We start from the raw sequence: 24,200 nt of genomic DNA, 5'->3' as shown, positions 1-24,200 counted from the left end.
GTATATGAACAATTTCTTTTCGATTTTAACTAAAAATCAGTCGTATATCTATAAGGTATTACTCTTTATAGCAGCTACGGTATTGATTATCTATTTGCTTCCGAAAGGCGGTCAATTTAAATACAATTTTCAAAAAGGAAAGCCATGGCAATATGAAAACCTCTATGCACCCTTTACTTTTACTATAAAAAAGGACAACGCGACTATAGACAAGGAGGTGGAAGCTATAAAAGCCAATGCCGTTCCTTACTTTGAATATGACAGTGATATTCCGAAGGAAAGCAAACGCGCATTTTTTGAATTATTTGAACAAACCTACGTTGACAGCTTATATAAAACATCTAAAACCAAAGCGCGCAACTTAGGAAATCAATTATTAGATGAAGTTTATAAACATGGACTTACAGAAGTGGTCTATCCTTATGCCGACGAGAAACTGGTCTATTTGAAGGACAACAATGAAGTTGAAGAAATCACCTATGCTCAAATACACAAAAAGGAAAATCTTAACAGGAAAATAATTGCATTAACCGTTGAATCTTCGGCTAACGATATTCAAGAACTTTTAAAGAAAATATTAGCCAGGACTGCGCAGGCCAACGTCACACTCAACTCAAAACTAACTGAAGATGCAGTCGCCACCGAAATAGAAGCTATTAATCCCAACAGAGGAATTATTGAAAAGGGTGGTAGAATTATCGCGAAAGGAGAAGTAGTGGAAGGGGATAAGTACCATATTTTAAACTCCTTAAAAGCCGAATACCAATCGCAAGTTTGGAGCAAATCTAATTATCTGTGGCTCCTGGTAGGTTATTCTTTGTTGGTTTCTCTTGTTTTCTTAATGTTGTTTTTATTCCTAAAAAAATACAGGCCGGATATATTTTATCACAACACCAAGGTCACGTTTATCTTTTTCAATATAGTATTGATGGTTTTTTTAACGACAATCGTTGTTAAAATGAACGCAGATTATGTGTATGTGGTGCCACTTTGTATACTTCCCATAGTGATAAAAGCTTTTTTCGATCCGCGATTGGGGCTGTTTGTACACGTACTCACATTGCTGTTACTGGGCTTCGTGGTGCCTAATAGTTTCGAATATCTTTTCCTTCAGATTATTGCGGGAATTGTGACAATTCTAACCGTTTCGGAATTGTATAAAAGAGCCAACCTCTTTATTTCGGTGGGGCAAATTACGTTTATATACATCATAGGTTATTTTGCATTCTTCATTATTCAGGAGGGAAATATTCAATTGCTGAAGTGGGAGACCTTCGGTTATTTTGTGTTATGTGGTCTGGCGACTTTGTTTGCTCATCCGCTTATTTATTTATATGAAAAGATTTTCGGTTTGGTTTCAGACGTTTCCTTGCTCGAATTGAGTGATACAAATAGCACCTTGCTGAAGGAATTGTCTAATAAGGCACCCGGAACTTTTCACCACTCTCTCAACGTGGCAAACTTATCGGAAGCAGCTGCGAATGAAATTGGCGCAAATGCGATGCTGGTAAGAGTAGGGGCTTTGTATCACGATATTGGCAAAATGATTAATCCGGCAAATTTTACCGAAAATCAGGTGAACTCTTTTAATACACACAACGAATTAGCGCCTAAGGAAAGTGCTAAAATAATCATAGCGCATGTTATTGATGGCATTGAAATAGCCCGAAAAAACAAGCTTCCGGATCGTGTAATCGATTTTATTAGAACCCATCACGGCACCAGTTTGGTGTATTATTTCTATAAAAAAGAAAAAGAATTAAGCGGCACGGCAGACCCCGAGGATTTCAGATATCCCGGTCCGATACCATTTTCAAAAGAAACGGCTATTTTAATGATGGCCGATAGTGTGGAGGCCGCGAGTAAAAGTTTAAAGGATCCCACATCTACAAAAATCGATGCCTTTGTCGAAAAAATTATCGACGGCCAAATGGAGCAGGGGCAGTTTTTAAATGCCAATGTCACTTTTAAGGAAATTCAGACTATTAAAAAAGTTTTGAAAAAGAAGCTCAACAACATCTTTCACCTGCGTGTTGAATATCCGGAATAAAGCTAATGCTAAATCATTTCTTTTCTTTTTAATGATACAGGACTTTCCTAGTTAAACTTTTGCCAACTTCCCGAAAATTATTTTAAGCCTTTATAACTTTAACAAAAGTCTTTGCTATGAACTTACGATCTAAGGAACCCTTTTGGCTTATCAAGGATGCGTTGATAAATTCATACCCTTCACTTCGGGAAAATTTAAATACACCGATTATTGTGATTGGTGGAGGGATAACAGGCGCACTCATTTCACATAAATTAATTGAAGATGGCTATAAAGTCGTTTTAATTGACAGAAGAGACGTATGCAGCGGAAGCACTGCCGCGAGTACTGCAATGCTGCAATATGAAGTGGATGTTCCTCTGCATCAACTTATAGAACAGGTAGGAAATACAAACGCAGTTGCAAGCTATCAAAATTGTGAAAAGGCAATATGGGAACTGGAATGTATTGTGAAAACGATTAAGAGTGACTGTGACTTTGAAAGAAAAAATAGTGTCTATTTCACAACCGGCAAAAGGGATGTTTCTTTTTTGGAGCATGAATTTCAGGCTAGAAAAGCTCATGGATTTGAAGTGAAATGGTTAAATGAATCGCGAATAAAAAAATTGGGCATCACCCAAGGACTTGCCGCGATCGAATCTAAATCGGGTGCGGTAATGAATCCGTATAAATTCACTCAGGATTTACTATTATACAATTTTAAAAAAGGCTTAAAAATCTACGACCGCACTGAAATAGTAAAAAGAAAATCGAAAGACGAAAAAATAGTGCTGACTACCGATACAGGGATCGAAATAATTGCATCTCATGTAATTCATTGTACGGGTTTTGAAAGTGTTGAGACCTTAAGCAAAGATATTGTGGATTTGAAAAGTACCTATGCATTGATATCGGAGGCCTATGAAAGTTTACCAAAGGCATTCGAAAGCAATATTTTTTGGGACACGTCGTCTCCTTACTTATATTTCAGGGCAACACAAGATAATCGCATCATTATCGGTGGGGAAGATGAAGACTTTAAAAATGCAACAGCCAGAAATAAGTTAATTCCCAAAAAAGAGAAAAAACTACAACAACTATTTCATAAAACTTTTCGTGATATTGAATTCCGGATGGATTACAGCTGGGCCGGTACCTTTGGGGAAACCAAAGACGGACTTCCTTATATTGGAAAACCCGACATATCGGTAAACGAACACTATATTTTAGGATTTGGAGGTAATGGAATCACCTTCAGCGTGATGGCAAGAGACGCAATTATAGCATCAATTGAGAGTAATCCACATCCATACCTGGAGTATTATAAATTTGACAGATAGTATATTGAAACAAAACCAGAAGCATGAAAAAAGTAATTGTCATCGTATTATTTTTTATAATTCTATTTGTGATATTGATTTATAGTGCGGTTTTAAGCACTAATGAGAAGGCTTCAACCGATATTTTGATCAATGTGGAAAATATAGAAACTGTTAATTTTAAAAATGTAGACTCTGTACATATAGCAGCTACTACTTTGTATGATGCCAACGAGTTAAAAAAATTAGTTCAAGGTGAACATTACCGCAATGTATGGGCAACACCGGTAAAAGTGCCGGTGGTCTTTTTGGAAGATCTAGAAGGCGGATTGGAAGTAGTTGAAAAGGGTGGTGGTAAACAAACAAAATCTTTAAAACTTAAAAGGAAAGATGGAACGATGTATACCTTGCGTAGTATTGCAAAAAATCCGGATCCTTTAATTCCGGGATACGCTCGTTCCCTGGGCCTTGAGAATGTTATAATCGACGGTGTTTCCGCCCAGCACCCTTACGGAGCAATCGTTGTTGCCCACTTGGCCGAAACCCTTGGAATACTCCATACAAACCCGAAAATGGTTTTTGTGCCTAAACAGGAATTGCTGGAAGAATTCAATAAAGAATATGGCAATAAATTATACTGGTTAGAATATGAAACAGAAGGAAAAACTAATTGGTCTGACTATGATAATGTCGTTGAAATTCTTGAAACAGATGATTTACAGGAATTAAAAGCCGAAGTAGGCGATAAGCTATTTATTGACGAAAATGCATTGGTACGCGCAAGATTGTTGGATATCATTGTTGGAGATTGGGATCGGCATTCGAAACAATGGGGATGGGTAATTCAAAAGCAGGGAGACCAATTGAAGGCGATTGTGCTACCCGGGGATAGGGACAACGCTTTTTTTGATATTGACGGACTTATTCCCTCATTAATATCGAGTAAACAAATCGAGGTTCATCTACGACCTTTTGAGAGTGATATCGATTATTTGCCGGGATTGATTCACGCTTTCGATCGGTATTTTCTCTTAAAAACATCAGCGTCCATTTTTATAGAGGAAGCAAAATTTATTCAGAAAAATCTTACCGACGAGAAAATACTTCAAGCCATATCATTGTGGCCGAAAGAAATACGTGACTTGGATAACAATGAAATAGCAGCCAAAATTAAAAGCCGGAGAGATGATCTTCATATTTACGCATTGGAATTCAAAAAAGTAATTGATGAACAAGGGCCTCTAAAGGAACCCTTGGAAGGATCAGTAGATATAAAACTACCCGCTAATCTCCTAAAATGTTTTGAATGTAATTTATAGTTTAGACTGAATTTGGCTTCTCCTAAGACAAAATTCTACCTATGTGTTTTATGGTTTAAGTTTCGATTAACACTTAAAGTTAAAGTGTTTTAAAATTCTTTACCGGAATTATTCTCAATGGTATTTTTAATGTAATTATTAACTAAAAAAATAAAATATGAAAAACCTTGCAGAATTATTCGAACATGAAATTAAGGATTTGTATTCCGCTGAAAAACAATTAGTGGAATCACTTCCAAATATGGTAAAAGCGGCTTCCGATAAAAAGCTGCAGCAAGCATTCGCCAATCATCTTGAAGAGACTAAAACTCAATTTGAACGCATGAAAGAAATTTGTTCCGAACTGGACATCAATCCCGGTAACACAAAGTGTGATGCAATGGAGGGGTTAATTGAAGAATGTGATGGAATGATAAACGAAAATGCAGACCCGGATGTTAAAGATGCCGGTTTAATTGCCTGTGCTCAGCGAGTGGAACATTATGAAATTTCGGGGTACGGTACGGCGGTTCGATTTGCGAAAGAATTAGGTTATTCCGGAATCGCTAAGAAACTTCAAACAACTTTAAATGAAGAATATGACGCCGATAATAAACTTGACAAATTAGCGCAAGGCAGATTGAATAAAGAAGCGCTGGTATAAGCCAAATTTGAAATTTCAGTGTAGTCTTTTGAGAATGATTTACAATGCATAAAAAAAGCTCCGCCTTCCCCAAGACGGAGCTTTGCACTCCTCATTTTTGTAGGTTAAGTTGGGGGTTAATTGTTATTGAGAACCAGCGCTTCAATTTTGGATAATCTAACCTCTAGTGTTTCATTTTTTACATTCTGTGAATCAATAATTTTTTGCTGTTGCTTTATTGCTTCTAATAGCACGGGGATAAGCTGAATATAACTTACACCAAGATGATCTTTGTCATCAATCACTTTGACCATTTCAGGAAATACCTTTTGAATTTCCTGAGCAATGACACCGTATTCGCGTTTTTTTGCCCCATCATTCTTCATATTGTATGAATATCCGGTAATAGTCATTATACGCTCTAATACATTACCTATGTCTTCAAAATTTTCTTTTAAGCGAACATCCGATACATCGGTAATAGTTCCTGTATATTCGATATCACCAATAACATCAAGAGCGACGTTCGGGTTGGAAACACCAATCCCCACATTGTCTGCGAAAAAATTAGCTGTCCCTCCAAAACCCCAGCTAAAGTAGGTGCCATTATACCATAAGGCTTCACTGCCATTCACTTGTAACGCGATACCCGTACCAATTCCTTGATTAAGATTGGCAGCACCATTTACAGAAAAGCGTTGTGTTGGTCCTGTTGTACCTACACCAACTCTATTGTTCACTTCATCTACATATAAGGTACCCGCATCCACATTTAATGATCCGGTATTTACTTCAACATCTGCATTAAAGCGAAGTAAATTGTTATCGAACTCTCCGTATATTAGGGCATTGTTCGCATCTGCATTGGAGTTTTCTACATATAGCTTATAATTGCCTAACTCATGATAACCTGCTTCATTACCAATAAAAACATTTCCATTTCCCACAACATTTGAATAACCGGCATTGTATCCCAATGCGGTATTACCTAATCCTGCAGTGTTAAAGCGTAATACTTCAGAGCCGATACCAACATTCCCATCTCCGTCACTCGCTATTAGTGCTTCGAACCCAATAGCAATATTGCCGGTTCCCCAAGAGTTTCCATTTAATGCCGCATAACCTAGTGCAACATTAGAATGACCAAGGGTATTAGACGCTAGTGCTGAGCTTCCAACGGCTGTATTTCCTGTTCCGGATGTGCTTAGCCCTAACGCATTATATCCCATAGCAGTATTTTCATAACCATCTGTATTGGAGGCCAGTGCAAACAAGCCCAGCGCAGAATTATGATATCCATCAATATTACCCCCTAACGCATTAGAACCTACAGCAGTATTGCCTGTTCCGGTAGTATTGGAATAAAGACTGCCATTACCAACTGCAACATTTTCCGACCCCGAAGTATTAGCATATAAAGCTGTTACTCCTATACCAATATTGCTAAAGCCATCTACATTGTTAAAAAGGGTATTATATCCTAATCCAATATTTCCGTTTCCGGTAGTATTGCTCGTCAATGAATTTAAACCAATTCCTACATTAAGGTTATCGGTACTATCATCATTAGCACCGGCTCCAATGCCTAAGAATATTGAAGAGCCGTCCTGGGATCCATCATAATCTGAGCGACCATCGGCAAGGTCATTGATCCTTTCTGCTCCTATGGTTGGTGTGATCCATGAGATCGCTCCGGCTCCATCGGTTTGTAATACCTGATTGGCAGAACCATCGACAGCTGGAAGTTGATAGCCTGTTCCTGTCGGATCATTTACTTGTACAGTACCATTTACTCGTAAGATGTTTGTGTCAAATTCCCCATAAATAAGTGGGGTAGTACTACTGGAATTCTCAATATATAATCTATTGTTTAAAACGCTGTTTTGTCCGGCTCTATACCCTAAAAGGACATTCCCTGAATTTGTATTAGTAGTACCATTGCTTCCTGCTAATTGCCCAAGAAAGACATTATTATTCCCGTTCACACCATCTCCGGCGCTTCCTCCAATGGCCACGTTGTCGTTCCCTGTGTCATTATCTCTTAATGTGCCGTGTCCCATGGCCACATTTCCTGCACCGGTCGTATTTGCAGTAAGCGAATATCTTCCATACGCCATATTGAAGAAACCTATCGTATTATTTGCCAGGGCTTGAGACCCAAGAGCAATATTTTGTGTTCCGGTGGTATTATCTTCCAATGCAGCAAAGCCTATGGCAACGTTGTCACTAGCCGATGTATTTTGTTGGAGTGAACCGAACCCTATACCGATATTTCCATTACCTGTGTTGTTGTAAAGTGCATTTGTCCCTATCGCAACATTGCTGTAGCCTGAAACATTAGTCCTTAAGGCATTATTCCCCATTGCGATATTGTCTACACCAGTAGTGTTAAAATATAAGCTTTGATAGCCTATCCCAACATTGGAATAACCAGTTAAATTATCATTTAGTGAAAAACTACCAAGCGAAATATTATTATAACCTGTGGTGTTGTTTCTCAAGGCGCCAGCGCCAATACTAACATTATCACTTGCTGTGGTATTGTCTCGGAGTGAAAAGATTCCAATTCCAATATTTCGTGATCCAGAGGTATTACTATACAATGTGGATGCCCCCACTGCAGTATTTCCAGCACCACCAACATTATTGTATAATGCGCGATAACCAAAACCTGAATTAGAATCCCCTGTAGTATTTGCATTAAGTGAATTTGCTCCTATGGCAGTATTGTAACTCGCTGTATTGTTAAATAGACTATAAGACCCAAAAGCTGTATTAAAACTCCCGGTAATGTTATTATAAAGGGTCGAAAAACCCACAGCATTATTATTCCCACCTGTGGTATTACTGCGCATGGATCCAAATCCTATAGCGGTATTGTTATTTGCAGTAGTATTATTTTCCATGGCATACCGGCCATAAGCACTATTGGAAGATCCAGTAGTATTTAACCGAAGTGCCTGAGAACCCATAGAGGTATTGCTATTACCGGTTGTTGTATTACTCATTGCGTCAAAACCAATGGCTACGTTATCGAAACCACTTGAATTAGTGTATAAACTATGAAATCCAATCCCAATGTTTCCATTTCCGGTAGTGTTATATAAAGCTTCTCTACCAATTGCTACATTTGAAAATCCACTTAGATTTGAGGTGAGCGAATTATTTCCTATAGCTATATTGTCTGCTCCTGTGGTATTGGAAGTTAAAGCTTCCCAGCCAACACCGATATTTCGGTTGTTGGTGCCATCATCATTCGCTCCTGCATTTATTCCTAAAAAAATCGAAGAACCATCATTGGTGCCATCTGTATCACTTTTTCCATCACTTAATTCATTTATGGCTTTTGCGCCTCCCAAATTTAACCAGGAGGTTGTTGCATTGTCCCAGTAATAAAATCCCTTGGAAGGTGTACCATTGCCTGTACAAAAAAGCATCATTCCGTCCTGGGCAACACCGGGGCTCGTTAATGGAAAGTCGTCTACTCTCGGAATTAATATTCCGTCTGTTTCTGTAGGAGTTGCCACATTACTGGATGAAATATCCAATGAGGCATTCGGATTTATATTTCCGATCCCAACCTGTGAAAGGCACACTGCACCGTTGAGCAGTAATCCTAATAGTAGTAAATGTTTCATGAGGTTACTTTTTTTTAACACTAATTGTTTTTATCACCTTCTGTCGTTCGACAATGTGGAATTTGTAGTCGCCGGATTTTAAATGATCAATGGTCAAATAAATTTCAGGTATACTATTTTCAATATCGCCCACAAAGGCAGATTTCACTTTTTTCATCTGTAACAATGAAAGGATTAATTAATTGGGATATTACAAACCTAGACAGAAGTGAAGAAAGGATATGCTACTATTGTAACAATTCATGGAAGATATGTAACGCGGCACTTTATTACTTAGCTAAAAACTCGCTAGGCGTAGTATTATAGGCTACTTTAAAGCATTTAATAAAATAGGAAGGAGTGTTGAATCCAACCGAGTAGGCAATTTCGGAAACAGTAAGATCTGATGTTTTTAACAAATTTACCGCTGCTTTTAATCGCTGTGAGCGTAAAAATTCGGTGGTTGTTAGACCGGTTAGTGCTTTTAACTTTCTGTGTAATTGCATTCGGCTAAGATTCAGTTCCTTAGCAAAGTCTTCCGCTTTAAAATCGGGATTCGTAATTTTTGTATCAATAATGGTTTGAACGCTCTCAAAAAAACTTTCATCCAAAGGAGTAATGGCAATATCTTTGGGGCGTAGATAGATACTCTGACTGTATCTTTTTTGCAACTCTTTTCTGGTCTCGATAAAATTGACCACTTTTTGAATTAAAATATCTGCATTAAAGGGCTTGGTTATATAATCGTCTGCCTTGTTTTGTAATCCTTCTAATTCATTTCTGTCACCAACCTTTGCCGTCAATAAGATGATTGGGATATGACTCGTTCTAAAATCGTCTTTTAGCGTATTACAAAGTGCAATTCCGTCCTTTATTGGCATCATAATGTCACTAATTATAAGATCGGGAATTTCTTTGATAGCTTTTTTTATTCCAATAAGTCCGTTTTCAGCTTCAAGAATTTTAAAATTTTCAGAAAATAATGAAATAATATAGTTACGCACCTCAAGATTATCCTCTACCACGAGTAAAAGCGGTTGCTCTGCATTTTCCGGTTTAAAAATTTCCAATGGTTTAGGGACAATAAGCTCCGTTCTGTGATCGGAGATAATGAAGTTTGCATTGTATTTCGATTTTTCGATGGGAATTTTTATAATAAAGGAAATTATTGAAGGAGTTTTTCTCATCACTTTTGCTGAACCTCCGGATAAAGTAGCCAGTTCTTTGATAAGGGCAAGACCTATACCAACACCTTCGGCATCTTTGTTATGCTGATAGAATCGCCCGAAAAGTTTTTGCAAGTCCAGAGGCGTTAGCGATTCATTTTTATTTGCTACTTCAATTTCAGCAAAACCTGACACTTCAGAAACCTTTACCAAAATTTCAGAAGTATCGGGAGCATATTTTACAGCGTTTGAGAGAAGGTTAGAGACAATTTTTTCCATGACATCTTTATCATACCATGTTTCATTAAATTCAATGATATTAGTTTTTAAATGAATTCCTTTTTCATGCGCCGGCATCTTAAAGGCTTCAATTATTTGAAATATTTGCGGATACAATTCCTGTCGTCCTACTTTTAAATGAACACTTCCGGCTTCCAGTTGTGAGAGTTCCAGCAATTGATTTACCAAACGAAGCATCCGTTTAGAACTATTATCAATAATATGTAGTGCTTTTTTGTCTTTTTCAGAAATTACTGAGTTCGAGATTAATTGATTTACCGGTCCGGATATAAGGGTCAATGGAGTTCTGAACTCATGCGAAATATTGGTGTATAATTTCGTTTTTAGTTCATCCAGTTTTTTTAAGCGTTCTGTTTCTTGGTGTTCAAGTTGCAGTTGCACCTGCATACTCCACCTTGATTTTAAATAAGTATACACAACATACAGGATAAAAAGGAAGAGAAAAATATAACCAAGTTTTGCCCACAGCGTTAAGTACCATGGGGAGTTTATGGTAAAAGAATAGGTAGCCGGAATAGTGCCCCAAACACCGTCGTAGTTACTGGAAAGCACTTTAAACGTATAATCCCCCGATGGTAAATTGGTGTAATGTGCATAATTGGAATTTGAGGGTTTAGACCAATTCACATCGTGATTTTCCAAGAAATACGTATACATATTTCTTTCAGGTTGTGAAAAATGCAAACCCGCAAAGGTGAAAGATAACGTATTCTCTTTATAGTTAAACGACTTATTCACATCAAGAGGAACTTCTTCAGTAAACACTTCTAAACGGTAAATTGTTGTTTTTGGCGCTATGGGATTACTTGTGAGACGAGAAGGGTCAAACCAGTTAATTCCGCTGAGACCGCCAAAATAAAGTGTCCCCTTAGTATCTTTAAAATAGGCTCCGGTATTAAACTCCAGGGATTGTAAGCCGTCGTAAGTACCGTAATTCACAATTCTAGCTTTATCCCCAGGATTTTCTACAGCAAATTTAAACAGGCCTCTGTTAGAGCTTAGCCAAAGATTATTCTCTTCGTCGGGGAGAATGGCATAAATAACATTATTTGGAAGTCCGTCTTTTAAATTATAACTATACAGCTTTTCACTGGTGTTATTAAAGGCGTGTAAGCCATTTCCATTGGTGCCAATCCATAGGTATTCCGGCGTATAGTACAATGACTTTATATTTTGAATTTCGGGATGGGGGTAATGAACAAAAGCCTGATCCTTGATTATAAATTTGTCGATTCCTCTACTTTCCGTACCAATAAACAGCTCCCCGGGAGCACCTTCAATAATAACGCGCACATTATTGCTGGAAATAGTTGTGCCGGAATTCGACAGGGTGGTATGATGTTGAATGACTCCCTGTTCCGGATTAAATTGAATAAGCCCATTGTCACGTGTTCCCAACCAATAGCGACCTTGAGAATCCTTAAAAATACACCAGATGGTTAATCCGGTAGGAAGCCCCATTGTATTAGTATCGTAACCGGTGAATCCTTTTCCCTTTTCCAGAATGGCAAGCCCTTTCTCTTGAAATCCGATGAATATCCGATTTTCCTCTGCTAGAATACTCATGACTCTATTGGAAGGAATTCCAGTAGGTTTGGTTTCATCGTATTTGAAAGAAGTAAACTTATTGACTGAAGGATCGTAAAGGGTCAATCCCTTTCCTGAAGTTCCAATCCAAAAATTGCCTTTCGGATCAATTGCAATGGCACGCGTTACATCTACATTCGCAAAATAAGGGATTTCGTAGTTCGTAAGCACATTGAATTTGGTTAGATTTTCGTCGTAATAACTTAGGCCTGTACCATCGGTTCCAAACCAAATATTACCTGTATAATCTTCATATATACATAGAATATCGTTGTAATGAATTGCCTTCGGATTGGATTGCTGTGGAACAAATTGTGTGATTTTTCGAGTATTAAATTCGATAAGATATGCTCCATTTCCGTAGGTTCCCAACCACATCCTGTCTTTAGAGTCTATTAATATTGATTCGATATTGAGATTGTCGGGCAAGGTATTTTTAGCATCGAATCCTCTAAATTTTGTTAATACACTCTCTGAAGCCTTTCTGAGAAAAAGTCCGTTCCCATAAGTACCTATCCATAGTTCGTTGTCTCGTGTTGTAATGCTACTGTAGTTAATGGCCGTATTATTTCCTTCCGAAGGAATTTCTTCATATTGAAGCGTTTGTGGGTGAATAGAAAAAACTCCGGTTGATGTAGCTGCTATGACTCGATTTTCAAAATGAGAAATTGCATAGGTATGCGCAATAACATCCTTTCCTTTAAAAATTTGAAGCGTATCTTTTAGTTTTTCAGAAATTGCGTACAAACCATTTCCATAGGTGCCTATCCATAGATTATGATGCGTATCCATAAATAGGGAACTCGGATTTAGAAAGCGCTTAATTTGTATGAAGGAATCGGTTGCCCTATGATGTTTCTCAAGAATCCCGTTTTTGGTAATTATGTAAAGGTCATTTTTTTGGTCTACATATACCTTACCCAATTTACTGAAATTCTCCCGGGTTACATCCTCAAATAGTTTTTCGTAATAGGTGAACTCTTTTCCGTTGTATTTGTTTAAGCCATCCTGAGTAGCAAACCATAGATAGCCCGTGCTGTCCTGTGCAATGCTAACTACACTATTTTGCGACAAGCCTTCATTCACAGACAACTGACTAAAACTCACTTGTTTTTGAGTTTGAGCCATCCCGAAAAAGGAGCATGCTAAAAAAAGAATAAAGTAGCTATGTTTCAAAAATATACTGAATTAGGTTTATCTAAATTTACTAAATAAAATGAGAAAGTAATTTGAGATTCAGGGTATTGTGCCTAAAACTTGCAAGGATGCAAATTGTCATCTAAAAAACAGCCTATTTTTTTGCGTTATAAGAATTGATAAGTTACATTTGCATCCGCATAAAAATTGAACGTTCTTAACAAATTGGAGAGGTGCCAGAGTGGTAATGGAGCAGATTGCTAATCTGTCAACGGGTAACCGTTGCCAGGGTTCGAATCCCTGTCTCTCCGCAAAGTTAACTTTGCTATAGTATATTGGCAAAAGTGAACGGGGTGTAGCGTAGCCCGGTTATCGCGCCTGCTTTGGGAGCAGGAGGTCGCAGGTTCGAATCCTGCCACCCCGACAAAAAACCGGACCTGTGGGTTCGGTTTTTTTTATAATTTTGACAAAATGGTCGCATAGCTCAGTTGGATAGAGCACCTGCCTTCTAAGCAGGCGGTCGCAGGTTCGAATCCTGCTGCGATCACTTTTAATCCCCTTGAATAGGGGATTTTTTGTTTTTGATATGATTTACTTTGTCTACATTTTATATTCAAAAAGCTTAGATCGTTTCTATGTTGGTCATACTATGGATAACCCAACAGAAAGATTACGAAGACATTTATCAAATCACAAGGGTTTTACTGCCCGGGTTAAGGACTGGGAAATAGTTTATACCGAAAATTGCAAAAACAAAGGTGAAGCCTATTTGAGGGAAAGAACAATTAAAGCTTGGAAGAGCAAACGAATGATTCTTCAGCTTATTAAAAATAATAGTTCAATTGGGTAGAGCATCCCGATTTTAATCGGGACGGTCGCAGGTTCGAATCCTGCTGCGATCACTTTTAATCCCCTTGAATAGGGGATTTTTTGTTTTTGATATGATTTACTTTGTCTACATTTTATATTCAAAAAGCTTAGATCGTTTCTATGTTGGTCATACTATGGATAACCCAACAGAAAGATTACGAAGACATTTATCAAATCACAAGGGTTTTACTGCCCGGGTTAAGGACTGGGAAATAGTTTATACCGAAAATTGCAAAAACAAAGGTGAAGCCTATTTGAGGGAAAGAACAATTAAAGCTTGGAAGAGCAAACGAATGATTCTTCAGCTTATTAAAAATAATAGTTCAATTGGGTAGAGCATCCCGATTTTAATCGGGACGGTCGCAGGTTCGAATCCTGCTGCGATCACTTTTAATCCCCTTGAATAGGGGATTTTTTGTTTTTGATATGATTTACTTTGTCTACATTTTATATTCAAAAAGCTTAGATCGTTTCTATGTTGGTCATACTAAGGATAACCCAACAGAAAGATTACGAAGACATTTATCAAATCACAAGGGTTTTACTACCCGGGTTAAGGACTGGGAAATAGTTTATACCGAAAATTGCAAAAACAAAGGTGAAGCCTATTTGAGGGAAAGAACAATTAAAGCTTGGAAGAGCAAACGAATGATTCTTCAGCTTATTAAAAATAATAGTTCAATTGGGTAGAGCATCCCGATTTTAATCGGGACAGTCGCAGGTTCGAATCCTGCTGCGATCACTTTTAATCCCCTTGAATAGGGGATTTTTTGTTTTTGATATGATTTACTTTGTCTACATTTTATATTCAAAAAGCTTAGATCGTTTCTATGTTGGTCATAATAAGGATAACCCAACAGAAAGATTACGAAGACATTTATCAAATCACAAGGGTTTTACTACCCGGGTTAAGGACTGGGAAATAGTTTATACCGAAAATTGCAAAAACAAAGGTGAAGCCTATTTGAGGGAAAGAACAATTAAAGCTTGGAAGAGCAAACGAATGATTCTTCAGCTTATTAAAAATAATAGTTCAATTGGGTAGAGCATCCCGATTTTAATCGGGACAGTCGCAGGTTCGAATCCTGCTGCGATCACTTTTAATCCCCTTGAATAGGGGATTTTTTGTTTTTGATATGATTTACTTTGTCTACATTTTATATTCAAAAAGCTTAGATCGTTTCTATGTTGGTCATAATAAGGATAACCCAACAGAAAGATTACGAAGACATTTATCAAATCACAAGGGTTTTACTGCCCGGATTAAGGACTGGGAAATAGTTTATACCGAAAATTGCAAAAACAAAGGTGAAGCCTATTTGAGGGAAAGAACAATTAAAGCTTGGAAGAGCAAACGAATGATTCTTCAGCTTATTAAAAATAATAGTTCAATTGGGTAGAGCATCCCGATTTTAATCGGGACGGTCGCAGGTTCGAATCCTGCTGCGATCACTTAAGGATGAAAGGCACTCATATCTATGAGTGCTTTTTTGTTTGAATGAGGTTTGAACTTGTTCAAACACCTAAGTGAAAACAAAAAAGCAGACAAACGTTTACGTTTGTGCTTTTCATTTAGACTACGGAGCGCATTCAGGATCAACGCAGTTAATCCTCATCTTTCACTATCAGTTTGAAAACAAAAAAGCAGACAAACGTTTACGTTTGTGCTTTTCATGTAGACTACGGAGCGCATTCAGGATCAACGCAGTTAATCCTCATCTTTCACTATCAGTTTGAAAACAAAAAAGCAAACACACGTTTACATTTGTGCTTTTCATGTAGACTACGGATTGCCTTCAGGATCAACTCAGATAATCCTGACAAGATTTTATCGAATCTTTTATAACACCGGATATTTTAGAGAGTAAATTAATCTTTAATTATCTTTTTTATTGTCTTTCCATTATTTGTCTGCACCTCAACTAAATAAATCCCTTTGGGTAAGAAAGAAACATCAATCTTGTCAAAGTTCTGTTTAGTTACTAAAATAGATTGCCCAATAACTTGATAAAATATTGCATTTTGAAGGTCATCTTTACTTGTAATGCTTAAAATTTCGTCCACAGGATTTGGACTAAGAATTAGGTCATTTATTTCTATATCTGTTATGCTTAGAATGGTTAGATTCTCATACCAATAAATATCATTTCTATTATTCATTTCAAAAAATAAGCTTGTGTTAATTAAATCCATATCCCCATCTCCATCAATATCAACAGGTAAATTATTCCCGGAAGTACCTCCATCCGGTGAAGTTAGGATGTTAGCAGGCCCGAAATTACCTTGCCCATCAGTATTTAGATGAAATACTTTGCCGAAATCATAACCAGAATCATAAGTTACATCAAGGTCGCCATCATTATCCAGGTCAACTGCATAAACACTTGCTAAGTCCGGAGTGGGGTCTGTATAACTGAAAATAATTTGTGCAGGGCCGAAATTACCCCCTCCCAAATTTTCTCTCCATAAAATTTCATTAACTTTATTAGATAGAATATCTAAATCGGAATCACCATCCAAGTCACTCATGTGGAAATAATTTTCGTATAATCCACCTACAGCAACAATATGTTGTATGGAAAAATCCCCTTGGCCATCAGTGTTTTCAAACCAAGACATGATGGAAGATCCTGCTGAATTTGATAACACATCTAAATCATTATCCCCGTCGATGTCTGCAACAACTTGCCTACGTGCTTGTGACAAAGTATTACTTATTGGGATAAGGGGGCCAAAACTACCGTTGCCATCTAGGTGCTCTATCCAGTATAGTCCGGAGTTATTAGAGACTCCGAGAACCAAATCTAAATCATTATCACCATCTAAATCACCAGCAGCAATACCACTAGCCTGACTAAGGCCGGATGCCAATACCACAAAAGGAGCAAAAGTGCCACCTCCCAAATTTTGATACCAGACTATTAAATCTTGGTCAAAATAACTAATTAATATATCCTCTTTTCCATCTTTATCAAGGTCAACAACCAATTGATTAAAAGACTGGCCCATATCAATATCAATAGTAATTGGATCTCCATAATTACCTAAACCATCCAGGTTTTCGTACCAAGCTACAAGTGTTGCAGAAACAGAAAGCAAGTCTTGGTCATCATCATTATCAAAATCTCCTGATTGTTGTATTCTAACAAAACCAACATCAGTATCCACAATGTGATCTTTATTAAATGATTGTGAAAACGTAGAATTTCCTAAAACTAGAACAAATAGAAATAAAATTTTCATATCAAAGGATATCGGTTTACATATAAGATAAGCCTTATTTGTATATTAAAATTGGTGAAAATATGTAAAAAGAAAAAATATGTGAAAGAAAATGGTTTTATAATAGTGTTTTATTTTGTTTGCTTCCTACAAACTATCATCGCCTTTTCATCACCCATCAGGGTGGTAAAAAATAGGTAGACATCACCACCTTCCTTGATTTTCCATTTTTTTCGCAATGTGGCAACCGTTTCAGGAAAGTTACGTACCGTTATATTGGCCTTTGTAAAAGTAAGAGCCTTCTTCATGCTTTTTTTAGAATAGGGGACAACCTGTTTAATTGTAAATGCACGTCCGGGAAATTCAATATTTGTATCACCGGTGTACAAATGTGAGCTGGTGTGCAGCTTTGAAAGTTTAAATGCTTCAGAAATTGCATTAAAACCCCCGCTCTTCATAATAGCAGCGTTGGGTTCGTATAAAAACTGTTTCGGCATGTCGTAGGTCGCAGCAGATGTTTTATTCCAATTAAATTGAAATGTTTCAATGCTTTTTCCCGAAAAATTGATTGCTTTTAAAATGGGTTGACCTTCAAAGGATTTTCTAAGCAACCATAATAACTCCTTCACTTCATTTTCAACAGCCACGATATGAATATCTGCAACATGCGCCAGTTCGTTCAATCCCACAGTGATATCCAGCATGGGGGATGTTTTGAGCAATAGGGTGTTGCAACGTTCTAAAAGCAATGAAAGATTTTTAGGAATATTGGGTTCACAATCGGCAAGAAAAAAAACCTTTCCCTTGGTATCGTGACGTCGGGAAGGATCTGCGTAGATAGTGTCGAACCTTTTTCCTTCAATTAAATCGATTCCGTTTCCGGAAATACATTCAATATTTTTTTTATCCTGCATTCCAAAATTATGCCGGGCTATGGCTGAGAGCTCCGCATTGATCTCATAATGAGTTACCGTTTCATGTGTCTTAGCAAAGAAATAACTATCTACTCCAAATCCGCCGGTGAGATCGGCCAGCGATGTCCCCGAAACTAATTCGGATTTATACTTTGCGGTGACTTCGGAAGAAGTTTGTTCAATATTGAGTTTTGGCGGATAATAAATTCCTGAAGCTTTGTACCATGTTGGTAGTTTTTTTTCGGCCTTCTGCCTGCTTTCAATTTGTTGAATAAGTTCTTGTGTAGTTATATTGGTAAAAGGACTGCCTGTAAAGGCCAGAGTCGTAATGTCATCCTTGTAATTCTTTATAAAATCCTGAACGTCTTTGTGTAAAATATGCTTATTCAAAGTACAGCTAGAGGTTTTTTGTAAGGCGTTTTACAATTTTGTATTCTGAAAGAAATTCCTTTGCAATTACCTTTAATGCGGTATAGGAAGGTACCGCCAAAATCATTCCGGCAATCCCGAAAAGATAGCCTCCAATTAGAATTACGATAAATATCTCCAAAGGGTGTGATTTTACACTTTTTCCGAAAATAACGGGTTGTGTAATTAAATTGTCGAAAATTTGAGCCACGGCATAGCCAATGAATACGTAAATTAATAGGGGTAACAATTCAGAAGAGAAGTCGGCCCCTAAATTATTCGATACAACCACGAGCAACATTACAGCACCACCTATCAATGGACCAATGTAAGGCACGATGTTTAAGAAGGCACAAATAAGTGCAATTGCAATTGCGTTGTTAACATTGAAAAACAGCAACAGGACAGCATAAAACAATGTTAATATCATAATCTGAAACAGCAATCCAACAAAATAGCGTGATAACAACTCCTTTATCTTAGTAAGAACTCTCACAAAACGCTCTTCTTTCCCCGGGTTTGCGAAAACTGTAACAGCTCTCACAATTAAATTTTCATCTTTCAGCAAAAAGAAAGCAATAAACAATACCGAAAAAAGACCGACAAAGAAGCTGGCTACATTTCGGAAGAAAATATCTATAAAACTGGGAATGATCTCAAGATTGAAATTTTGTACGTATTCGGTTCGTTTTATGGCTTCAATTAAATTTATTTTTTCAACACCCAGATATTCACTGGCCTGAACATTTAAATCGTTCAAGTCGCTTTTCACCAGATCGAAATCGATATCTGAAATGTTCTTGCTTTGTTCAATAATTATAGGAACAAAGATTCTAAGCACTAGCGCAAAGGTAGCAATGACCAGGATTAAGGTGACAAAGGCAGCCAGTGTATTTCCAAATCTAAATCGGCGTTTTAAAAACAGCATTACCGGTCGTCCAATCAAAGATATGACGGCAGCAATGCCTACATAAAGCAGTAAGGCTTGTATTTTGAAAATAAACCAAAGTAACAAACAGATACCGGCAAGTATTGCAATTACTTTTAAAACTCCAAAACTTATTTCCTTAGCCTTCATTGTGTAAAGATACCATAATTGGAATACCGAAATATCAAAGTTTTGTTAACTGATGCAGGGCAATTGAGGTTGCCTGAATAACATTCATACTGCTATTTTCCCCGTACATGGTGATGTGGGTACTTTGTGAGACGATCCCAAGCGCTTTTTCTGAAATCCCGTCTTGTTCGCTGCCAATTACTAGGGCTATATTTCTATTTGAAAGAATCAACTTTTCAATGGGAATACTCGTCTCGGTAATTTCTAAAGCAACACATTGGTAATCCCTATTCTTTAAGGAATTAATTTCAGCAAGTATGTCGTCGGATAATTTATAGGAAATCTTTTCCTGTGCACCTCTCGCTGTTTTTTTTATTCTAGGAGAGGACATTTCTATTTCGGCATTGCAAAAGATAATCTCAGAAACGCCAAACGCTTCACATGTACGAAACAAAGCTCCAATATTTGCCGGACCATTTAACCCATCACAAATAACAACAATTGGAAATTTCTTAGAAATAAAAGGAGTAGTGGTATGGGAAAGTTGAGACATAATTAGTTCTCAAAGGCATACTTTACGATGTTGGCTCCCATTCGCAACGCTTTTAAGCGTACTTCTTCAGGGTCGTTGTGAACCTCGGGATTCTCCCAGCCATCGCCCAAATCACTCTCGAATGTGTACAACAGGACCAATCGTCCTTCGTACACAATCCCAAAAGCCTGCGGACGCCCACGATCGTGCTCATGAATTTTTGGAAGTCCTTGCGGAAACGAAAACTGATAATTAAATATAGGATGGGTGCCGGGTAGCTCTTTTAATTCTTTGTCCGGAAATAGTTTCACCAATTCTTTCCGAAGGTATTCATCCATACCATAATTATCGTCAATATGCAGGAAGCCCCCGCTAATGAGATAGTTTCTTAGGTTCTCGGCTTCTTCCGAAGAAAAAAATACGTTCCCATGACCCGTCATATGTACAAAGGGATAATCGAACAAATCGACACTTCCGGGCTGAACTGTTTCCGGTTTACTGCGTATGGTTGTATTAATTTGCTCGTTACAGAAGGATATTAGATTTGGAAGGGCAGTGGGGTTGCTGTACCAATCACCGCCACCACCGTACTGTAATACAGCAATCTCCTGAGCCGATGTAGCTCCAACAATGGTAAATAGAAATAAATAAAGAAAGGCCTTCAATCGCATAGCAATCAAAAGTACAAAACTGGACTGTAGAAAGTCAAATTGTTATCGGGAAATTTTATTGAGTATTCCCGCACCTAATACCTGAGTAAATTCCATCCAATCTTGTAAGAGGTGTACAGACATTTTTGCGCTGTGCACAATTGTCATGTTTTCATTTACCGCAAGCAAACTCACCGGATTCATTTTTGTTAAAATTCCTGAGTTGATAATTGGTAGGTTAAGTGAATGTTCAAATTTTCGTGCTGCTGGGGACATTTTGAAAATTATTTTGATTTGAGACTGGAAAGCTAAGTATTAATTCTGATTTAAAATGTTAAAAAGTGCATTTTTTTACGTTTATCGGTATAATAACATCGATAAACGGTAATTTTTTACATCTTGTTAATTAGTACAACATTGTCATAGGGCTTGTTAAGAAGGTGTTTTGAAATAAGAAATTGAAACTCCCTAATTAGTAAGGACGGCTATTAATTCCGACTATTTCTTAAATTTCCGGCATGAAAACCCATATATTTTGTAGTACTTTTCCTGTTTTTTTGATTTTGATGATTGGATTTTCAACTATAAATTCTGAAAAATCTACTGTTTTTGATGAAAAGGAGCCCTTTGTATTTATACAACTTTTCACTTCCCAGGGATGCAGTAGTTGTCCTCCGGCTGATGTATTATTGGAGGAAGTAAAAAATAACTTTGCTAAAAAAAATGTTTTAGTGGCGTCCTACCATGTGGATTATTGGGATAGATTGGGCTGGAAAGATCCTTTTAGCAAGAGTGATTACACAACATTGCAGCATGCTTATGGTTTTAAATTTAACAGCAGGTCTGTGTATACACCGCAAGCCGTAGTAAATGGTAGCATTCATTTTGTGGGATCCAACAAAGATTCCATGAACAAGTATGTTTCAAAATTCTTGAAAACGGCTTCAGAAAACGCAATAACACTGTCTGAAATAACCAAAAAAAAATAAAGCCGTCAACTTTAAATATGATATTAAAGGTCCTCTTGAATCGAAAAAATTAAAAGTGGCCTTGGTTATCAACAAAAGGGAGACCATTGTTAAACATGGTGAAAATGGCGGACGTACCTTGGTAAATAGCAATATTGTGATAGAGGAAATTCAAATGTCTTTAAATAAAAAAACGGGGGAGGCACTATTACTTATTCCCGATATTGTTTCCAATGAAGATTCCTTGAGCTTGATTGCTTATATACAATCAAAAAACTTAACTATTACGGGTGCCGGAAGCGCCAAACTCTAAACTTCATTGATAAATGCCACACTGTGGCAGGCTACAATAGCTGCCGTTTCGGTTCTTAGTCGGCTGTTCCCCAAACTCACCGGAATATATCCTGCCCTAAGAGCAAACTCAATTTCTGTACTCGAGAAATCACCTTCCGGGCCAATAAGCACCAATACTGAAGCTTTTGGAATTACTACATTTTTAAGCAGCTTACGCGAAGTTTCTTCACAATGAGCAATACATTGTACGACTTCGGAAGCGGATTCCTGTTCTATAAAATTCTGAAAAGAAATAGCGGCATTTAGCTTTGGCATATACGTTTTTAACGACTGCTTCATCGCACTCTGAAGGATTTTCTCATAGCGTTCGCGCTTAATTACTTTTCGTTCGCTGTGATCGCAGATTATTGGGGTAATTTCCGAAACACCAATCTCAGTCGCCTTCTCTAAAAACCATTCAAATCTATCGTTTAACTTGGTAGGGGCCACAGCCAGGTGCAACGAATAGGGAAGAGGAGCTTGTTTTTCAAAATGAGTTACTGAGGCGAGACACTGTTTCGGGTTGGTACTTACAAGAATAGCTTCAAAAAAATAACCTTCACCATTGGTTAGGTTTAGAATGTCACCATCTTGTTTTCGCAATACCTTGGCAATATGCCTGCTTTCTTCTTTATTGAACGCTATATCTTTAGATGCTTCGGTAAGTAGCGGATGGTAGAAAAGCTGCATAATTTAAGTGCTTTTTAAGTGAGCGTGCTCAATCCCCAATTCGACCCATTGTTGTAGTTTTTCTTCGGTGTCGAAGCCTTCTTTGGTCACAAAAATAAATTCCTTCATGGGTTTCCCGGTAAAATCCATGGGCTGTACATAAGGATTCTTTAGCATCTCAGGCATTTTTTCAGAAACAACCCTCACCATAAGGCGCTCTTTGGTTTCACCAACACACATTTTTCCTTTAAATAAAAAACAAGCACTCCCAAACATGCGTTTTTCGGTTATATGTGATGTCCAGGGCAGGACTGCTACCCGTATACGTCGTACTAATTCTTCCGAATTGTTTTCCATTATATTTTCATTCTGGCATTTGCAACCACATTGTTACTCGCAAAAAGTCCGTTTTTGTATTTTAATTCCCCAACTATGGCAATCATTGCGGCGTTATCGGTACAGAATTCGAATTTAGGGATATGTGTTTTCCATCCGTATTTTGCTTCGGCATTTACAAGGGCATTTCTAATTCCGCTATTGGCAGAAACGCCACCGCCTATAGCTATTTCTTTAATTCCGGTTTGTTTTACGGCATTTTTCAGCTTGTCCATTAAATAATCGACAATGGTATACTGTATACTTGCACAAATATCTTCTAAATTTTCAGCAATAAAATTAGGGTTGTTATTAACTTCACGTTCAATAAAATAAAGCACTGCAGTCTTTAGACCGCTAAAACTAAAGTCCAACGGACTCACCTTCGGCTTGGTAAATTTAAAACGTTTCGGATTTCCCGATTGGGCGTATTTATCCACCAATGGGCCTCCGGGATAGGGAAGTCCTAAAATCTTTCCGGCCTTATCGAAAGCCTCGCCAACCGCGTCGTCTATCGTCTCGCCAATCACTTCCATTTCAAAATAATCTTTAACCAGAACTATCTGTGTATGCCCGCCACTAATGGTCATCGCTAAAAATGGAAAGTTGGGGGCTGTTTGCCCATCGGCCTTAATGAAATGTGCGAGAATATGCGCCTGCATATGGTTTACATCCAGCAATGGAATGTTTAATCCCAACGCCAAAGACTTTGAAAATGAGGTCCCTACCAACAAAGAACCCATTAATCCCGGACCACTTGTAAAAGCTATGGCGCTTAACTCTTTTTTGTCGATATTTGCTTTGCGAAGAGCTTGGTAAACCACAGGAACAATGTTTTGTTGATGCGCTCTTGAAGCGAGTTCGGGGACAACACCTCCGTACTCCTCGTGAATTTTTTGTGTAGCAACAACATTGGACAAGATTACACCGTTGTTTATCACAGCAGCAGCAGTGTCATCACAAGAAGACTCAATACCAAGAATATAACAATTTTTTTGACTCAAAATAAAAGGGCATATTTATTGGTATCAAAATTATAACATTAAAAGCGTATCAAAAAATTAAGGAAAATAATACTTCGCACCTTCGCAATCATTGTATTGCTT

General features: G+C 37.6%; 23 protein-coding genes and 3 tRNA genes. 14 read left to right on the top strand and 12 right to left on the bottom strand.

Going from position 1 to position 24,200, the window contains the following annotated elements:
- The first annotated feature begins 4 nt into the window (after positions 1–4).
- From ATE92_RS11950 to ATE92_RS11935, 4 genes are all read left to right on the top strand, one after another.
- Positions 5–2,050 (top strand): HD family phosphohydrolase, encoded by a 2,046-nt coding sequence (locus ATE92_RS11950; RefSeq protein WP_100804428.1) that lies wholly within the window; start codon positions 5–7, stop codon positions 2,048–2,050.
- A gap of 116 nt (positions 2,051–2,166) precedes the next feature.
- On the top strand, positions 2,167–3,369 hold the full coding sequence (locus ATE92_RS11945; protein ID WP_100803936.1) for an FAD-binding oxidoreductase: 1,203 nt from the start codon (positions 2,167–2,169) through the stop codon (positions 3,367–3,369).
- Between the two features lie 23 nt (positions 3,370–3,392).
- Positions 3,393–4,667: a hypothetical protein gene (locus tag ATE92_RS11940; protein WP_100803935.1), complete on the top strand. Its 1,275-nt coding sequence runs from the start codon at positions 3,393–3,395 to the stop codon at positions 4,665–4,667.
- 157 nt (positions 4,668–4,824) lie between these two features.
- The gene (locus ATE92_RS11935) at positions 4,825–5,310 is read left to right on the top strand and encodes a ferritin-like domain-containing protein (RefSeq protein WP_100803934.1); all 486 of its coding nucleotides are present in this window, start codon (positions 4,825–4,827) and stop codon (positions 5,308–5,310) included.
- Positions 5,311–5,426: 116 nt separating this feature from the next.
- On the opposite strand, the gene ATE92_RS11930 is transcribed toward ATE92_RS11935, so the two are convergent.
- The 3 genes from ATE92_RS11930 to ATE92_RS11925 all read right to left on the bottom strand — a co-directional run bounded on the left by ATE92_RS11930 (position 5,427) and on the right by ATE92_RS11925 (position 13,087).
- Positions 5,427–8,927, bottom strand: coding sequence for a tail fiber domain-containing protein (locus ATE92_RS11930; protein WP_157809629.1), 3,501 nt, complete (start codon positions 8,925–8,927; stop codon positions 5,427–5,429).
- A 4-nt stretch (positions 8,928–8,931) separates the two neighbouring features.
- Positions 8,932–9,084 carry a hypothetical protein gene (locus tag ATE92_RS14175; RefSeq protein ID WP_232729154.1) on the bottom strand — a complete coding sequence of 51 codons (153 nt, stop codon included), beginning with the start codon at positions 9,082–9,084 and terminating at the stop codon, positions 8,932–8,934.
- A 112-nt stretch (positions 9,085–9,196) separates the two neighbouring features.
- Positions 9,197–13,087 carry a hybrid sensor histidine kinase/response regulator transcription factor gene (locus tag ATE92_RS11925; protein WP_100803932.1) on the bottom strand — a complete coding sequence of 1,297 codons (3,891 nt, stop codon included), beginning with the start codon at positions 13,085–13,087 and terminating at the stop codon, positions 9,197–9,199.
- Positions 13,088–13,323: 236 nt separating this feature from the next.
- Between ATE92_RS11925 and ATE92_RS11920 the strand changes: the two genes are divergently transcribed.
- From ATE92_RS11920 to ATE92_RS11885, 8 genes are all read left to right on the top strand, one after another.
- Positions 13,324–13,407, top strand: a tRNA-Ser gene (locus ATE92_RS11920).
- Positions 13,408–13,445: 38 nt separating this feature from the next.
- A tRNA-Pro gene (locus tag ATE92_RS11915) sits at positions 13,446–13,520 on the top strand.
- 49 nt (positions 13,521–13,569) lie between these two features.
- A tRNA-Arg gene (locus ATE92_RS11910) sits at positions 13,570–13,643 on the top strand.
- A gap of 39 nt (positions 13,644–13,682) precedes the next feature.
- Positions 13,683–13,946, top strand: a complete 264-nt coding sequence (locus tag ATE92_RS11905) for a GIY-YIG nuclease family protein (RefSeq protein ID WP_255396950.1) — start codon at positions 13,683–13,685, stop codon at positions 13,944–13,946.
- 91 nt (positions 13,947–14,037) lie between these two features.
- Positions 14,038–14,301, top strand: a complete 264-nt coding sequence (locus ATE92_RS11900) for a GIY-YIG nuclease family protein (RefSeq protein WP_255396950.1) — start codon at positions 14,038–14,040, stop codon at positions 14,299–14,301.
- 91 nt (positions 14,302–14,392) lie between these two features.
- Positions 14,393–14,656, top strand: coding sequence for a GIY-YIG nuclease family protein (locus ATE92_RS11895; protein WP_232729153.1), 264 nt, complete (start codon positions 14,393–14,395; stop codon positions 14,654–14,656).
- 91 nt (positions 14,657–14,747) lie between these two features.
- Positions 14,748–15,011, top strand: coding sequence for a GIY-YIG nuclease family protein (locus ATE92_RS11890; RefSeq protein WP_232729152.1), 264 nt, complete (start codon positions 14,748–14,750; stop codon positions 15,009–15,011).
- Positions 15,012–15,102: 91 nt separating this feature from the next.
- Entirely contained in the window at positions 15,103–15,366 is a 264-nt protein-coding gene (locus tag ATE92_RS11885; RefSeq protein ID WP_232729151.1) for a GIY-YIG nuclease family protein, read from the top strand.
- Positions 15,367–15,835: 469 nt separating this feature from the next.
- Here ATE92_RS11885 and ATE92_RS11880 read toward each other — a convergent pair whose 3' ends face one another.
- From ATE92_RS11880 to ATE92_RS11855, 6 genes are all read right to left on the bottom strand, one after another.
- Complete coding sequence (locus tag ATE92_RS11880; protein WP_100803931.1) at positions 15,836–17,209, bottom strand: FG-GAP-like repeat-containing protein; 1,374 nt, start codon at positions 17,207–17,209, stop codon at positions 15,836–15,838.
- A 110-nt stretch (positions 17,210–17,319) separates the two neighbouring features.
- Positions 17,320–18,492: a class I SAM-dependent methyltransferase gene (locus ATE92_RS11875; RefSeq protein WP_100803930.1), complete on the bottom strand. Its 1,173-nt coding sequence runs from the start codon at positions 18,490–18,492 to the stop codon at positions 17,320–17,322.
- Between the two features lie 7 nt (positions 18,493–18,499).
- Positions 18,500–19,588, bottom strand: a complete 1,089-nt coding sequence (locus ATE92_RS11870; RefSeq protein WP_100803929.1) for an AI-2E family transporter — start codon at positions 19,586–19,588, stop codon at positions 18,500–18,502.
- A 34-nt stretch (positions 19,589–19,622) separates the two neighbouring features.
- Positions 19,623–20,120, bottom strand: coding sequence for a TrmH family RNA methyltransferase (locus ATE92_RS11865; RefSeq protein ID WP_100803928.1), 498 nt, complete (start codon positions 20,118–20,120; stop codon positions 19,623–19,625).
- Between the two features lie 2 nt (positions 20,121–20,122).
- Positions 20,123–20,770, bottom strand: coding sequence for a DUF4159 domain-containing protein (locus ATE92_RS11860; RefSeq protein WP_100803927.1), 648 nt, complete (start codon positions 20,768–20,770; stop codon positions 20,123–20,125).
- Positions 20,771–20,812: 42 nt separating this feature from the next.
- Positions 20,813–21,025, bottom strand: coding sequence for a hypothetical protein (locus ATE92_RS11855; protein ID WP_100803926.1), 213 nt, complete (start codon positions 21,023–21,025; stop codon positions 20,813–20,815).
- Positions 21,026–21,267: 242 nt separating this feature from the next.
- On the opposite strand from ATE92_RS11855, the gene ATE92_RS11850 reads away from it, so the two are divergent.
- Together ATE92_RS11850 and ATE92_RS11845 are read left to right on the top strand one after the other, a co-directional pair.
- Positions 21,268–21,738 carry a DUF1223 domain-containing protein gene (locus ATE92_RS11850; RefSeq protein WP_100803925.1) on the top strand — a complete coding sequence of 157 codons (471 nt, stop codon included), beginning with the start codon at positions 21,268–21,270 and terminating at the stop codon, positions 21,736–21,738.
- Between the two features lie 55 nt (positions 21,739–21,793).
- Entirely contained in the window at positions 21,794–22,030 is a 237-nt protein-coding gene (locus ATE92_RS11845) for a hypothetical protein (RefSeq protein ID WP_100803924.1), read from the top strand.
- Here the strand turns inward: ATE92_RS11845 and ATE92_RS11840 are convergent.
- From ATE92_RS11840 to tsaD, 3 genes are read right to left on the bottom strand one after another with little or no spacing between them, the layout of a single operon-like run.
- Positions 22,027–22,740, bottom strand: a complete 714-nt coding sequence (locus ATE92_RS11840; RefSeq protein ID WP_100803923.1) for a 16S rRNA (uracil(1498)-N(3))-methyltransferase — start codon at positions 22,738–22,740, stop codon at positions 22,027–22,029. The two genes, ATE92_RS11845 and ATE92_RS11840, sit on opposite strands and share 4 nt — an antisense overlap.
- Before the next feature lie 3 nt (positions 22,741–22,743).
- Complete coding sequence (locus ATE92_RS11835) at positions 22,744–23,076, bottom strand: TfoX/Sxy family protein (protein ID WP_100803922.1); 333 nt, start codon at positions 23,074–23,076, stop codon at positions 22,744–22,746.
- Positions 23,076–24,098, bottom strand: a complete 1,023-nt coding sequence (gene tsaD, locus ATE92_RS11830; protein ID WP_100803921.1) for a tRNA (adenosine(37)-N6)-threonylcarbamoyltransferase complex transferase subunit TsaD — start codon at positions 24,096–24,098, stop codon at positions 23,076–23,078. The genes ATE92_RS11835 and tsaD overlap by 1 nt, the downstream gene beginning before the upstream one ends.
- Between the last annotated feature and the right edge of the window lie 102 nt (positions 24,099–24,200).

Source organism: Ulvibacter sp. MAR_2010_11, assembly GCF_002813135.1.
Taxonomy (GTDB): Bacteria; Bacteroidota; Bacteroidia; order Flavobacteriales; family Flavobacteriaceae; genus Altibacter.
The sequence above is the reverse complement of the archived record's forward strand: the minus strand, read 5'-3'. Positions and strand labels throughout refer to the sequence as shown.